At 70.3% G+C, this 13622-nt stretch carries 11 protein-coding genes and 2 pseudogenes; 5 read left to right on the forward strand and 8 right to left on the reverse strand.

The annotated features are described in order from the left end of the window. Positions 1–10 precede the first annotated feature (10 nt). The 4 genes and pseudogenes from ACFJGX_RS13410 to ACFJGX_RS13425 all read left to right on the forward strand — a co-directional run bounded on the left by ACFJGX_RS13410 (position 11) and on the right by ACFJGX_RS13425 (position 4339). Positions 11–2296, forward strand: coding sequence for a xanthine dehydrogenase family protein molybdopterin-binding subunit (locus tag ACFJGX_RS13410; RefSeq protein WP_382320729.1), 2286 nt, complete (start codon positions 11–13; stop codon positions 2294–2296). Beyond that, positions 2289–3156, forward strand: a pseudogene (locus ACFJGX_RS13415) (FAD binding domain-containing protein). The gene ACFJGX_RS13410 and the pseudogene ACFJGX_RS13415 overlap by 8 nt, the downstream one beginning before the upstream one ends. Before the next feature lie 3 nt (positions 3157–3159). Continuing rightward, complete coding sequence (locus ACFJGX_RS13420; protein ID WP_382320726.1) at positions 3160–3636, forward strand: (2Fe-2S)-binding protein; 477 nt, start codon at positions 3160–3162, stop codon at positions 3634–3636. Further along, positions 3626–4339, forward strand: coding sequence for a CoxG family protein (locus ACFJGX_RS13425; RefSeq protein ID WP_382328559.1), 714 nt, complete (start codon positions 3626–3628; stop codon positions 4337–4339). The genes ACFJGX_RS13420 and ACFJGX_RS13425 overlap by 11 nt, the downstream gene beginning before the upstream one ends. A 49-nt stretch (positions 4340–4388) precedes the next feature. Here ACFJGX_RS13425 and ACFJGX_RS13430 read toward each other — a convergent pair whose 3' ends face one another. The 4 genes and pseudogenes from ACFJGX_RS13430 to ACFJGX_RS13445 form a co-directional block, all read right to left on the reverse strand. Beyond that, positions 4389–5969 (reverse strand): sulfatase, encoded by a 1581-nt coding sequence (locus ACFJGX_RS13430; protein ID WP_382320722.1) that lies wholly within the window; start codon positions 5967–5969, stop codon positions 4389–4391. A gap of 13 nt (positions 5970–5982) precedes the next feature. Then, a complete protein-coding gene (locus tag ACFJGX_RS13435; protein ID WP_382328561.1) occupies positions 5983–6546 on the reverse strand; it encodes a Bug family tripartite tricarboxylate transporter substrate binding protein in 564 nt (187 codons plus the stop codon). 70 nt (positions 6547–6616) lie between these two features. Then, positions 6617–6967, reverse strand: a pseudogene (locus ACFJGX_RS13440) (Bug family tripartite tricarboxylate transporter substrate binding protein); the annotation flags it as partial. Between the two features lie 31 nt (positions 6968–6998). Continuing rightward, positions 6999–8138, reverse strand: a complete 1140-nt coding sequence (locus ACFJGX_RS13445; RefSeq protein ID WP_382320717.1) for an FAD-dependent monooxygenase — start codon at positions 8136–8138, stop codon at positions 6999–7001. 92 nt (positions 8139–8230) lie between these two features. Here ACFJGX_RS13445 and ACFJGX_RS13450 point away from each other — a divergent pair, with 92 nt between their 5' ends. Continuing rightward, positions 8231–9220: a cupin domain-containing protein gene (locus ACFJGX_RS13450; RefSeq protein WP_382320715.1), complete on the forward strand. Its 990-nt coding sequence runs from the start codon at positions 8231–8233 to the stop codon at positions 9218–9220. Between the two features lies 1 nt (position 9221). Here ACFJGX_RS13450 and ACFJGX_RS13455 read toward each other — a convergent pair whose 3' ends face one another. The 4 genes from ACFJGX_RS13455 to ACFJGX_RS13470 form a co-directional block, all read right to left on the reverse strand. Beyond that, complete coding sequence (locus ACFJGX_RS13455; protein ID WP_382320713.1) at positions 9222–11006, reverse strand: alkaline phosphatase family protein; 1785 nt, start codon at positions 11004–11006, stop codon at positions 9222–9224. A gap of 14 nt (positions 11007–11020) precedes the next feature. Beyond that, positions 11021–12040, reverse strand: a complete 1020-nt coding sequence (locus ACFJGX_RS13460) for a DUF4062 domain-containing protein (protein ID WP_382328563.1) — start codon at positions 12038–12040, stop codon at positions 11021–11023. Positions 12041–12186: 146 nt separating this feature from the next. Continuing rightward, on the reverse strand, positions 12187–12681 hold the full coding sequence (locus ACFJGX_RS13465; protein WP_382320709.1) for a DUF1579 domain-containing protein: 495 nt from the start codon (positions 12679–12681) through the stop codon (positions 12187–12189). Positions 12682–12705: 24 nt separating this feature from the next. After that, positions 12706–13515: a phosphatase PAP2 family protein gene (locus tag ACFJGX_RS13470; protein ID WP_382328565.1), complete on the reverse strand. Its 810-nt coding sequence runs from the start codon at positions 13513–13515 to the stop codon at positions 12706–12708. Positions 13516–13622 lie beyond the last annotated feature (107 nt).

The following is a 13622-nucleotide window of genomic DNA, read 5'->3' on the forward strand; positions in this document are numbered from 1 at the left end:
AGGAACTCCCATGAGCGAATCCACCCTGGGCCGCGACACGCCGCAGGTCAACGCCCGCGCCAAGGTGCTGGGCCGCGCGGTGTACGCCGGCGACATCAAGGTCGCCGGCATGCTGCACGGCAAGATCCTGCGCAGCCCTTACCCCCATGCGCGCATCGTCCGCGTGGACACCTCGGCGGCGCTGGCCCTGCCCGGTGTCAAGGCGGTGCTCACCGGCGCCGACGCGCCGCGCACGATGTGGGGCGTGCACCAGAAGGAGCGCCGCATCCTGGCCGACGGCGTGGTGCGCTTCGCGGGCGAAGAGGTGGCGGCCGTGGCGGCCACCACCGAAGAGATCGCGCGCGACGCGCTGGACCTGATCCACATCGAGTACGAGGAACTGCCGCCGCTGCTGACCCCCGAGGAAGCGCTGGCCGAGGGCGCGCCCGGCGTGCACCCCGGGCGCGGCAACGTGGCGCACGAGATCCGCTTCGAGCGCGGCAGCGTCGACGCCGGGTTCGCGCAGGCGGACCTGATCCATGAGGCCACCTACACCACGCACGCGCAGTACCCGGGCTACCTCGAGCCCATGGCCAGCGTCGCGGCGATCGACGCGGACGGCCGCCTGCAGGTCTGGACCTCGACGCAGTCGGTGTTCCTGGCGCGCGCGCGCCTGGCCGCGGCCCTGGAGCTGCCGGTCTCGCGCGTGCGGGTGCTGGCGGCCACCGTGGGCGGGGGCTTCGGCGGCAAGATCGTCGAGGACGACAACCAACTGGTGGCCGGCCTGCTCGCGCTCAAGACCGGGCGCGCGGTGCGCCTCGTCAACAACCGGCTGGAGGACTTCCAGGCCGCGTGCTCCAGCGTGCCCGAGCGCATCACGCTCAAGCTGGGCATGACGCGCGAGGGCCTGATCGTCGCCAAGGACGTGCACATCGTGGCCGACTGCGGCGCCTACTGCGGCCTCTCGCCCGAGGTCATGCACGTGAGCGCCATGCGCAGCGACAACATGCACCGGCTGCAGCACGTGCGCTCGCACGCCACCATGGCCTACACGCACACACCGCCGCACGGCGCGTTCCGTGGCTTTGGCGGCACGCAGATGCTGTTCGCGCTCAACAGCCACATCCACACCATGGCCGAGCGGCTCGGGCTCGACCCGGTGGAGATCCACCAGCGCAACGCCATCGGCCGTGGCGAGACCTCCATCCACGGCTGGCAGATCGGCAGCACCGGCCTGCTCGAATGCATCGCCCAGTGCACCGAAGCCATCGGCTGGGGCGAGAAGCGCGCGCGCTCACCGGGCACGGGCAGCCGCCGGCGCGGCGTGGGCATGGCCGCGGCCATGCACGTGAGCGGCAACCGCACCATCGGCAACTGGGACGGCTCCACCGTGATGATCAAGGTCAACGAAGACGGCCGCCTGGTGGTGCATTGCAGCGAAGGCGACATGGGGCAGGGCGCCATGACCATGCTGAGCCAGATCGTGGCCCACGAGCTCAACGTGCCATTGGCCCATGTGCTCGTGGTCGCGCCCGACACCGACAGCGCGCCGTTCTGCATCGGCACGCTGGCCTCGCGCGTGACCATGGCGGCCGGCAACGCCGCCATCGTGGCCGCGCAGGCCGCGCGCGACAAGCTCTTCGCCCTGGCCGCGCAGATGCTCGGTGCGCCAGCCGACCAGCTGGAGATCGCCGAAGGCCACATCCGCGTGCGCGAGCAACCCGGGCAGCGGCGCACGCTGGCCGAGGTGGCGCGCCAGCACATCTGGCGCCACGGCGGCGAAGGCATCCAGGTCATGGGCAGCTGGGACGCCAAGACCCAGATGCACGACGACCAGGTCCACGGCAACATCGCGCCCGCCTACTCGTTCGCGGCGCAGGCGGTCGAGGTCGAGGTGGACACGCAGACCGGCCAGGTCACGGTGATCGACAGCTACGTCAGCGACGACTGCGGCAAGGCCCTCAACCCGCTGGCGATCCACGGCCAGACCAACGGCGCCACCGTGCAGGCCATGGGCTGGACGCTCTACGAACAGCTGCAGCTCGAAGGCGGCCGCCTCATGAACGGCAACTTCGCCGACTACAACATGCCCACCGCCGACGCCGTGCCCTTGCTGCGCGGCGGGCTGGTGGAATCCCACGAACCCAACGGCCCGCACGGCGCCAAGGGCGCGAGCGAGACCGCCATCCTGCCCGGCGCGCCGGCGATCGCCAACGCGGTGTACCACGCGGTGGGCGTGCGCATCACCGACCTGCCCATCACGCCGCAGAAGGTGCTGGCCGCGCTGCGCGCCCTGAAGGAGACGGCCCATGCTTGACTTCGACTTCCTCGAACCCGCCAGCGTGGCCGAGGCCAGCCGCATGCTGGCCGACCTGGGCGACGAGTGCCGCGTGATCGCGGGCGGCACCGCGCTCATGCTCGGCATGCGCCAGCGCATGCTCACGCCCTCGCACCTGGTGTCGCTGGGCCGACTCGGCGCGCTGCGCGGCATCGCGCTGGACGAGCGCGGCGGCCTGCGCATCGGCGCGCTCACGCTGCACGCCGAGGTGGCCGCCTCGCCCCTGGTGCGCGAGCGCTGGCCCATGCTCGCCAGCATGGCCGCGCGCGTCGCGCAACCCGCAGGTGCGCAACCAGGGCACGATCGGCGGCAACCTCTGCTACGCCGACCCGTCCACCGACCCGCCGGGCTGCCTGCTGGCGCTGAACGCGCAGGTGGTGCTGGCCAGCGCGCGCGGCGAGCGCGTGCTGGCCCTGAGCGACTTCCTGGTGGACTACTACACCACCGCGCTCGAACCCGACGAGCTGCTCAGCGAGATCCGCGTGCCCGCGCTGCCCGCCGACGCGAGCGGCCAGTACGCGCGCTTCCTGCGCACGGCGGCCGAGCACCGGCCGCTGGTCAGCGTGGCCTTCGTCGCGCGGCGCCAGGGCGCGGTCTGCACCGAGGCGCGCATCGCCGTCGGTGCGTCCACCCCCATTCCCGTGCGCCTGCCGCGCGCCGAGGCGTACCTGGCCGGCAAGACCCTCACCGCCGACGTGGCGGCCGAGGCCGCCGACATCGTCGCCGCCGACATCGAACCCGTGTCCGACGCCCGGGGCGACGCCGACTTCCGGCGCGACATGGTGCGCGTGGTCGCGCGGCGCAACATCGCGGGCCTGTTCGGCCTGCCCCAGGAGTAAGCCATGAGCCAACACCCCATCACCCTCACCGTCAACGGCGAGGCCGTGCAGAGCACCGTGCCCGCGCGGCGCCTGCTGTCCGACTTTCTGCGCGACGACCTGCACCTCACCGGCACCAAGCGCGGTTGCGAAACCGGCATCTGTGGCGCCTGCTCGGTGCTGGTCGACGGGCAGGTCGTCAAGTCCTGCCTGAGCCTGGCGGTGCAACACAGCGGCCGCGCCATCACCACCGTGGAAGGCCTGTCGCAGGGCGAGACCCTGCACCCCTTGCAGGAGAGCTTCATGCAGTGCGGCGGCCTGCAATGCGGCTACTGCACGCCGGGCTTCCTCATGACCTCGTGCGCGATGCTGGCGGCCAACCCCTCGCCGAGCGAAGACGAGGTGCGCCATGGCCTCAACGGCAACCTCTGCCGCTGCACCGGCTACACCCAGATCGTCGAATCCATCCTGACCGCTGCGGAGAAGATGCGTGGAAATTGAAAAAACCCTGTTGCTGGACGCGCCACCGGCGCGTGTCTGGGCCCTGCTGCTGGACCCGAATGCCATGGGCGCCTGCGTGCCCGGCATGGAGTCCATTGAGGTCGTGAGCGACGACGAGTACGTGGCCGTGATGAAGGTGAAGATCGCCTTCATCAGCGCGCGCTTCAAGCTCAAGACCCGCATCGTCGAACGCGACGAGCCGCGCTACCTGCGCGCCGAAGGCACGGGCGAGGACGCCTCGGCGGCCAGCTCGCTCAAGCAGAACAGCGAGATGTGGCTGCAGGAGCGCGAGGGCGGTGGCACCGAGCTGCGCATGAAGGTCAAGGTGGACGTGCTCGGCCGCATGGGCACCTTCGGCCTGGGCGTGATGAAGACCAAGGCCGACCGCATGTGGGATGAGTTCGGCGTCAACGCGGCGGCGCGCCTGGCCGGCGGCACCGGGGCGGCGGTGGACGTGCCGGTGCCCCCGGTGGTCGTCGAAGCCGCCGTGCCCGTGGAGCCGGTGCCGCCGCCCCCGGCGCGTCCCGAGCCCACGCCGCCGCCGGAGGCGAGCGCGCAACGCCCCGGCTTCTGGGCGCGCCTGTGGGGCGGCTCGGGTCAGGACATCCGCGTGGAAGTGCGGCGCGGCGACACCACCATCACCGTGCACTGGCCGGTGCAGGCCTCGCAGGACTGCGCGGCCTGGCTGCGCACGCTGGTCTGACCCACCGCATCTTCAAAAGAAAAGGCCCGCTCGAGCGGGCCTTTTTTTTCTAGGCGGCGGCGCCCGGGTAGGGGCTGGTGTCCGCCGCCGTGAGCATGGCGCGCGCCAGCTGCTCCATGAGCGACTGCCGCAGCGGCAGCGAGGCCGCGTCGGCCCACAGGTTGCGCAGCTCCAGCGGGTCCTGCCGCAGGTCGTAGAGCTCGCCCCAGGGCTGGCCGTCGTACACCGTGAGGCGGTGGTCGTGGTTGCGCAGGGTGCGCATGCGCACGCGGCGGTCCATGCCGAAATCGCTGCGCTGGCTTTCTTCCTCGATCAGCAGTTGCTGGCGCACCCCGCTCGCCTGGCCGGTGACCACCGGCAGCAGGGAAGCGCCCTGCATGCCGTTGGTGGGCTCCAGGCCGGCGCGCTCCAGCACGGTGGCCGCGATGTCGATGGTCTGCGTCAGCGCGGCCGTGGCCGCCGTGGCCGGTGCCTGCGCGCCATCGCGCCAGATGAAGGGCACGCGGGTGAGGGCGGGGTAGTGCAGGCCGCCCTTGAACATCAGGCCGCGCTCGCCCAGCAGGTCGCCGTGGTCGCTGGTGAACATCACCACCGTGTGTTCGTCCAGGCCGAGCGCGCGCAGCCGCGCCATCACCAGGCCGATGTGGTCGTCGATGTTGGCCAGGCTGCCGTGGTTCAGTGCGATGGCCTCGCGCGCTTCCTGTTCGGAGCAGGCGAAGCTGCCGTAGCCGGGCCGGAACGCGGGGTTGTCGCGGCGCTGCTCACGCAGCCATTGCACCGGCGGTGGTGGGTCGGTCAGCTCGGCGTGGAACGACGCGGGCAGCGACACGTCGTCGGGCCGGAACAGGTCCCAGTAACGGCCGGGCGGCGTGAAGGGGTGGTGCGGGTCGGGGAACGAGCACTGGATGAAGAACGGCTGCTCCGCGCTCGCCATGCGGTCCAGCGCGTGGCAGGTCTGCTCGGCGATGTAGGCCGTGGGGTACAGCGCTTCGGGCACGCGGGTGCGCCAGGCGTGGCCGATGCGGGCCAGGTGCAGGTCGGGCGTGGGGATCGCGTGGGCGGGGCCGATCAGGCGGTCCGCGTCGGGCGTCTGCTGCCGCAGCCAGCGCCGCCAGTGGCCGTGCTGTTCGTCGGCGTGGCCGATGGTGAGCGCGACCTGCTCGAAGCCGTAGTAGGGCAGCTCCAGCTCGTGGGCCGGGTCTTCCTCCCAGCGCTGCCACACCTCCTGGCCGTAGCGCCCCGGGTAGGGGCGCAGGGCCTCGTGCGGGCGGCGCGGGCCCTTGCCGGGCCAGGCCGTGGGCAGGGTGGTGATGTTCTGCAGGTGCGACTTGCCCACCAGCGCGGTCTGGTAGCCCGCCTCGCGCAAGGTCTCCACGAAAGTGCGCTCGCCCAGCGAGAGCTCGCGCCCGTTCATCTGCAGCCCGTGCACGCTGGGCAGGCGCCCGGTCATGAGCGAGGCGCGGTTGGGCTGGCAGATGGGCGTGGCGACGTGGAAGTCGTCGAAGCGGCAGCCCTGCGCCGCCAGCGCGTCGATGTGCGGCGTGCGCACCTCGGTGTTGCCGTAGCAGCCGAGGTGGTCGGCGCGGTGCTGGTCGGTGATGAACAGCAGGAAGTTCGGTCGCCGTGCCATGCCGCTGTGCGCCTCAATCGGCCTTGATGTTGAGTTCCTTGGCCAGCTTGCCGTAGCGCTCGTTGTCGGCCTTCATGAAGTCGGCCAGCACCTGCGGCGTGCCGCCCAGCACGTCCAGGCCGGCGCCGGCGAGCTTCTCGCGCACGTCGGGCAGCTGCAGCGCTTCGTTGAAGGCCTGGTTCAGGCGCGCGATCACCGGCGCGGGCGTGCCGGTCGGCACGAACACGCCGTACCAGGCGTTCACCTCGACGCCGCTTACGCCCTGCTCGGTCGCGGTCGGCACATCCGGCAGCAGCGGCGAGCGCTTCTTTTCGGTCAGCGCCAGCGGCACCAGCTTGCCGCCCTTGATGTGCGGCACCGCGCCACCCAGGCCGGTGAACAGCAGCTTGACCTCGCCGCTGAGCGCGGCGGTGATGGAGGGGCCCACGCCACGGTAGGGCACGTGCATCAGATCGACCTTGGCCGCGCTCTTGAGCATCTCGCCCGCGAAGTGCATGGGCGAGCCATTGCCGGGGCTGCCGTAGGGCAGGCCGGGCGACTTGCGCGCGGCCTCCAGCGCGGCCTTGAGGTTGGTCACGCCCAGCGAGGGGTTGCGCCACCAGCACCATGGGCGTGGTGGCGGGCGAGATCACGGGCACCAGGTCCTTGTGCACGTCCACGCCACCGCCCGCGCCGGCCGGCAGCACGTGGGGCGAGATCACCATGGTGTTGGGCGTGAGCAGCAGCGTGTGGCCGTCGGCGGTCGAGCGCGCCACCGCGCCGGCACCCAGCAGCGCACCGGCACCGGGGCGGTTGTCCACCACCACCGGCTGGCCCAGCTTGGGCGCCATCTTCTCGGCCAGCACGCGCGCGGCCAGGTCGGGGCCGCCGCCGGGCGGGAAGGGCACGACGATGGTGATGGGCTTGCTCGGGAAGGTCTGCGCCGCCGCGAAGGGCAGGGCCGAGGCGAGCGCGAGGCCGATCAGGCCCAGGGTGAAGTGGCGTTTCTGGTTTTTCATGGTGTGTCTCCTAGGGAAAGGTGGGGAAATCTCAGGCCTGGGCGAGCGGCACGTTCCAGGCGTCGTAGCCGTAGACCCAGTCGGCGTTGCCCTGGCCCTTCATCCACTGGTTGCCGCGCGAACCGATCTGGATCTTGGCCGTGCGCTCCTGGCGCGTCTTCTCGTAGCGGCGCAGCGCCTCGGCGGCCTGCGCACGGGTGCCCACACCGGCCAGCGCGCGGCCCAGCACCACGGCGTCTTCGATCGCCATGCCCGCGCCTTGCGCCATGAAGGGCAGCATGGGGTGGCAGGCATCGCCCAGCAGGGTCACCGTGCCCTGCGACCACTGCGGCAGCGGCTCGCGCTCGTACAGCGCGCTCTTGAGTGTGGTGTCGCAGGCCTCGAGCAGGGCGCGGGCGTCGGCGTGGAAGTCCTTGTAGAAGCCGCGCAGCTCGTGCACGTCGCCCGGGCTGGTCCAGGACTCTTCGGTCCAGCTCTCCTGGCCGGTGGTGGCGAAGACGAAGGTCTCCTTGCCCTGGTTGAGCGGGAAGGTGACGATCTGGCTCTGCGGGTTGGGGCCCCACCACTTGGTGAAGGCCTCGATCTCGGGCACGTGCTTCACGCGCTCGGTGGGCACCACCGAGCGGAACGACACCACGCCGGTGAAGCGCGGGCTCTCTTCGCCGAACAGGGCGGTGCGCACGCGCGAGTGGATGCCGTCGGCGCCCACCACCACGTCGAAGCTGGCTTCGCTGCCGTCGTCGAACTGCAGGGTCACGCCCGCGTCGCTCTGGTTCAGCGTCTTCAGGCGCTTGTCGAACGCGATCTGCTCGATGGGGAACTGCTCGGCCAGCGCGGCCAGGATGTCGGCGCGGTGGATCGTGACCTGCGGCGCGCCGTACTGCTCTTCGGCGACGTTGCCCATGCCCAGGCGCGAGGTTTCCTTGCCCGTGTCCCAGTCTCGGCTGATGCGGAAGGTGGGCTGGGCGCCGGTGCGGCGGATAAAGGCGCCCGCACCCAGGCCGTCGATGGCGCGCACCACGTTGGGCGTGAGGTTGATGTCCGCGCCCACGCGCGAGAAGCCCTTGGCCTGCTCGAACACGGTCACCTCGTGGCCCTGCTTGCGCAAGGCGATCGCGGCGGCCAGACCGCCCACACCGCCGCCGGCGATACCGATTTTCAAACTGCTCATGGGGCTGCTCCTGCAATGTCGAAGCGTGCATTGTTCAGCGCGGGCCCCGCGCACTCAACCGCTTGGGCGCCTGAAATGGGTACGATTCGTCCATGGATGTCCTCAGCGAAGTGCTCGCCATCTGCCGCGCCGAACGCGCGGTCACGGCCCGGTTCCACCTGTCTGCGCCCTGGGGCTTGCATTCCAATGGGGTGTCTGGCGCCGCCATGATCCGCATGGCGCGCGGCGCGCCCTGGTGGGTGGAAGCGGCCGGCGGCGGCGGGCCGCTGCGCGTGGAGCCCGGCGATCTGGTGATGATGCCGCTGGGCGCGGCCCACCGCATGGGCTCCGCGCCCGACGCGCCCACCGTGCCCTTCGCCCAGCTGCTCACCCAGCGCACGCCCGGCGCGCGCGACGAAGCGCCGCTGGACCTGCGCCACGGCGGCGGCGGCGAGGGCTGCGAGATGTTCAGCGCGCTGCTCTGGTTCTCGGCCTACTGCCGGCACTCCGTGCTCAGCGTGCTGCCGCCGCTCATCCACGTGCGCGCGAGCGAACTGCCCACGGCCGTGATCCTGGCCGCGTCCATGGAAACGCTCGTCACCGAAACGCTGGACCAGCGCCCGGGCTGGCGCCTCTCGGCCAGCCGCATGGGCGAGCTGCTGCTCATCAACATCCTGCGCGGCCACCTGCTGCGCGGCGCCGGCCCGGTGGAGGCCAACTGGTGGCGCGGCCTGTCCGACCCCGCGATCGCCCGTGCCATCGCCGCCATGCACCGCGAACCCGCGCGCAGCTGGACGGTGGAGACCCTGGCGCGCGAGGCCGCCATGTCGCGCTCGCGCTTCAGCGACCGCTTCAAGGCCCTGGTGGGCGACACGCCCATGGGTTACCTGGGCGGGCACCGCATGGCGCTGGCGGCCGAACAGCTGGAAGCCGGCCACCTGCCGCTGGCCCAGGTGGCGCAGGACGCGGGCTACGAGTCCGACAAGGTGTTCGCGCGCGCGTTCCGGCGCTGGTCGGGCCTGTCGCCCACGGCGTATGCCAAGCGCGAGGTGGCGCGGCGCACCGCCATGACCGATCCGCACACGGCGTCGGCGGGGGACTGACTCAGGGCGCGATGGGCGCCACGGCCAGCAGGTGGTTGGAAAAGCTGGTCTCGGTTTCGCAGCGCCAGGTGGCCCACAGCTTGCACCCTTCGGCCGACCCCATGTCCAGCTCCAGGGCCAGCCAGTTGCGGGCCGCCATCACATGCTTGTCGTGCCCCGGGAAGGGCATCACCTCCGCGACGTACTGCACGTCGATGTTCTGCGGCTGCTTGGCATTGCTGTTCAGCCACGACAGGAACAGCCGCTCCATCACCCCCATGAGCGAGGGATGCACCACGGCCGACGAGGTGAACTGATGGATCTGGGACCAGGTCTCCGTGGCCGGCAGGTCCTTGCGGTAGGCCGTGCCCCAGGCCGCGACGTGCACATCGCCGGACACCAGGGACACGCGGATCTTCTTGTCGCGCGCGAGGTTGGAGAGCACCTCCAGCAGGCGCTTTCGCTCGCCCTCGTGGTCGTCGTGGGACCAATGGTCCTTCAGGTCGTCGGCATTGCTGTCGGTGACGTGCTCTTGCCCGAACTTGTCCATCAGCAGCTCGGCCAGGGGCAGCTTCGGGTGCACCACGGGCACCGAGGACATGAACAGCAGGTGCTGGCACGCGCTCTTGGGTTGGGTGCCCGCGTTGCCGGATGCCAGGCTGGTCGTCCATTTCTTGATCTGGCCCCAGGTGTCCGAGCCCATCACCTGCGCCCGCGAGCGCTCGGTGCGCAGGTCGGCCGCCACGATGGCCACCGGCCCGATGGCGTGCGCGGAGGTGAAGCCCGGCTGGCCATCCAGCAGGGGCAGCGCCAGCGCATCCTTGGCGAGCACCTGGCTCCAGGCGATGGGTTTGAGCAGCGGGTCCTGGCGGGAAAAACCCGCCGGCGTCGTGTCTTCCAGTTCGGGCAGATCTTCCAGCGCATGCTGCATCTGGAACACCCAGAAGGCGCGCCGGGCGTGGCGGAACAGCGTCTGGAAAAGCGGGCTGTTCTGCATCTCGCAGCTGTACGAACCCCAGCCGTCGAAGATGTCGTGGTCGTCCCACATCATGATGGTGGGCATGGACGCCATCGCCGCGCTCGCATCCAGCGCGGGCGTGGGCGACGACCAGGGCTTGCGCTCAGCGGGCAGCCAGCGGTGCTTGTACAGCCCGAAGTAGTAGGCCTCGATCTCGCGCTCCAGCGCCTTGGTGACCTTGAAGTCCAGCTGCGCCTGCCGGGGCAAGGCCACCCACTGCCGCAGGGACTTGATGTCTTCCCAGATCGAGTCGAAGTAGATCTGATCGCCCCCCATCAGCATCAGGTGAAAGCGCTGCAGGCCCTTGTCGTGGATGCGCGTCTCGTGCCACAGCTGTTCCTTGTCCAGCAGCTTGACTTCACCCGCACCCTTCTTCCTGCGCAGCGCGCGGTCGTGGCTGTAGAGCAGGTCTTCCCACACCGCATCGGACGTGCGGATGAGCTTGCGCATCACGGCCGGGTCGGAAAACCCGTTGCACGACACATAGGCCATGCGCGGCGAGAAATCCTTGCCCGGCACCGTCATGCGCCACGTCGGTCCGCCCGGCACGCCGTAGCTCACCGTGCGCTCGCTCTTCAGGACCTTGCAGGAAACGTCGTAGCGCAGATAGCGTTCGCCGGGGATCGCCAGCAGCTCCTTCGGTGCGGGGCAGGCCTTGCCGTCCACCTCCAGCACAGGCACGGCCGCGCCCGCCTTGAGGCCCATCAGCGCGCTCACCTTCCAGACATCACCCTTGCCGATGCCGCGGAACGACAACACCGGCCCCAGCAGAAGATCCTTTTCATTCACGGTCGTCTCCCCTTTCAAACATCCATTTCTTTCGCCACCACCTTGACGATGCGGGCGCGAGACACCGCCCTGCGCGCCACCAGCGCCGCTTCGCCCGTCTGCTGCAGCCATTCGAAAAACCGTTGGCTCGCGTGGCGCGTCTGCGTGTCGTCGCGGCAGTTGGCCAGGAAGGCGAACTGCACCTTCTGCACGTCGTCCGCCACGAACACCCCGAAGGGGCCGCTCACCACCGTCGCGCCCGGAAACCCCAGCAGCGAGGTGGCCTGGGTCTCCGTCGCGCCCCGGTGGCAGGCGATCAGGTGCAGCGGCCCGTGCGCCGAAGCCAGCAAGTCGATGCGCTGGTGATCCTCCAGAAAGGGCCGCCCCACCAGCTCGCGCGCGGCGGCCACGCTGAACGAGGCCGGAATCGCATGAACCACCACCGCCACGTCCTTGCCATCCAGCTTGACCACCACACCGTCCAGGGCCGCGCCGACATCGAAGCGCGTCGAGGCACCCGCCTGCACGCCGCGTTGCGCCAGCGAGATCACGGCATCCGAGAGCGCTTCGAACACGCGCTTCTTCGCGTCGGCCACCGTCTTCACCTCGCCGCCCCGGAAGGCCGTCTGCCGCGAGAGATAGTCCTGGAAGCGCCGGTTGCGCTCACCCGCCGCGCCCTTGGCCTCGGCCACGGTCGGCAGCGCCACCAGTCGCACCTTGGCCTGCGCCGAGCGAAGGCCCTCCATGTACTCCGCGTGGCAGATGCCGATGTCCTGCTCGCCCGCGGCCCAGCCCGCGTTGCCGTTGCTCAGCACGATAAGCACATCGCAGTCGCGCACGGCCTGCAGGCAGGCATCCCAGCTGTCCTGCGTGCCTTCGGCGGGCGGCGCGTCTTCGTTGATCCAGACCTCGAACAGCTTTCGCCCCAGCACCTGCGCGGACTCGATCTCGGATTTCAGCGCCTGGCGCAGGTCCGTCAAGGTGGTCTTGCTGTCGGCGGGGAAGGTGTCCAGGCAACGGCTGGAGAGCATCACGCGGATGAGAGACTTGGCCAAGAGGCGTTCCTTGTTGTTGTTGTTGAACCTGGCGGATCGGCCCGCAGGTCTTGCGCCAGAGGACGCTGCTGGATTCTGGGCAAGATTTCCCTTGGCATCAACCGCTGGCGCCCGTTTCGCCGCTGCTCTTACCCCATCTGTGCATGTCAGACGCGGCGGTAATTCACCTCGACGGCCAAGGCCTCTTCGCCGGTGGGCGAGATGTTGTACATGCGCAGGTCCAGCGTGTCGTCGTTCGGCTGATCGATCGCGGTGCGCCAACCCCAGCGCGGGCCGCCCTGGCCGTCGGCGTAGCTGCCCAGCATCGACAGGCGCGGGTCGCCAGGCGCGCTGGTGCTGAACATGAGGGACGTGCCCGTGCCGAAACTCTCGGCCCACGCCGACTCGTAGCGGCGCTCGTCCAGGTGGTGCGCGATCAGCGCCACACCTTCCATGGGCTCACCGCCGCAGTGGCCGCTGTACTCGTGCAACAGCACGCGGCCACCCAGCAGCACGCGGATGCTGCCGCGCTGCACCGAGTCTTCGGCCGGCTCGCCCGGCTCGAACCAGAGGCGAAAGCGCCCCTGCCACTGCCCGGCCATGCGCGCCAGCTGGGCGTGCACGCCGCCCGCCAGCGAGACTTCGAATTCCTTGCGACCCATGATGTCTCCTTCCGAACCGACCGGCTACGCGCGGGCGCGGCGCCGGGTGATCTCGATCGCGGCGATGCACACCGTCAACCACGCCACACCAAAGGCGAAGCCGGCGACCACATCGCTCGCCCAATGCACCTGCAGGATCACGCGGCTCCAGCCGATGCTGAAAGCCAAGGCCGAGGCCAGCAGCACGCTGGGCAGATGCCAGCGCGGCGGCAGCAAGCGCAGGCACAAGTAGGCCAGCATGCCGTACACCACCAGCGAACCCGAGGTGTGCCCGCTGGGAAAGCTGTAGCCATCGGCCTGCGCGAAGCCGTGGTCGTGCAAGGGGCGCACCCGCTCGAAGATGTGCTTGAGCACCCGGTTGAGCGCGCCCGCACCCGCGCACGCCACCACCCAGCCCAAGGCCAGCGAGGTGCGCCGGCGAACGAGCAACAGCACACCCACGCCGCTCACCAGCAGCGTCAGCGGCAGAGGGTCGCCCAGGTGCGTCAGGTTGCCGAAGAAGCGCAGGGCAGAAGGCGGCAGCTCGCGCGCCAGGGTCTCGGTGAGCCGCACATCGAACTGGCCGATCTCCTCGTCCGCGTCGAACACCTCCAGCATCTCGGCGAACAGCGAAGCTGTGGCGACCAGCACACCCGCGCCGAGCGCCAGGCACACGCCCAGCAGCAGCGGGCGCGGCCAGCGGTCCCACGCGGCGTAGCTGCCGTAGCGCCTGAAGCCGATGACGAAGGCGGCGACGGCGATGAGCACCAGCACCAGCGCGGCGGCGAGCATGGGGACCGCGTGGCGGCCGAGCCATTCGGCGCTGGCGAGGGCTTGGGTCAGGTCGTTGTCCATGGGTGCTGGTGCTTTCCTGGCTGGATCGTCGCGGCTGCGGTCGATTTTTGCACGCGAGGCCCGCCCGCAAAAAGCGCGGCTGTCCTACAGCCTCGCGCTCCGGCATT

Source organism: Hydrogenophaga sp. UC242_50 (assembly GCF_042697355.1).
GTDB lineage: Bacteria > Pseudomonadota > Gammaproteobacteria > Burkholderiales > Burkholderiaceae_C > Hydrogenophaga.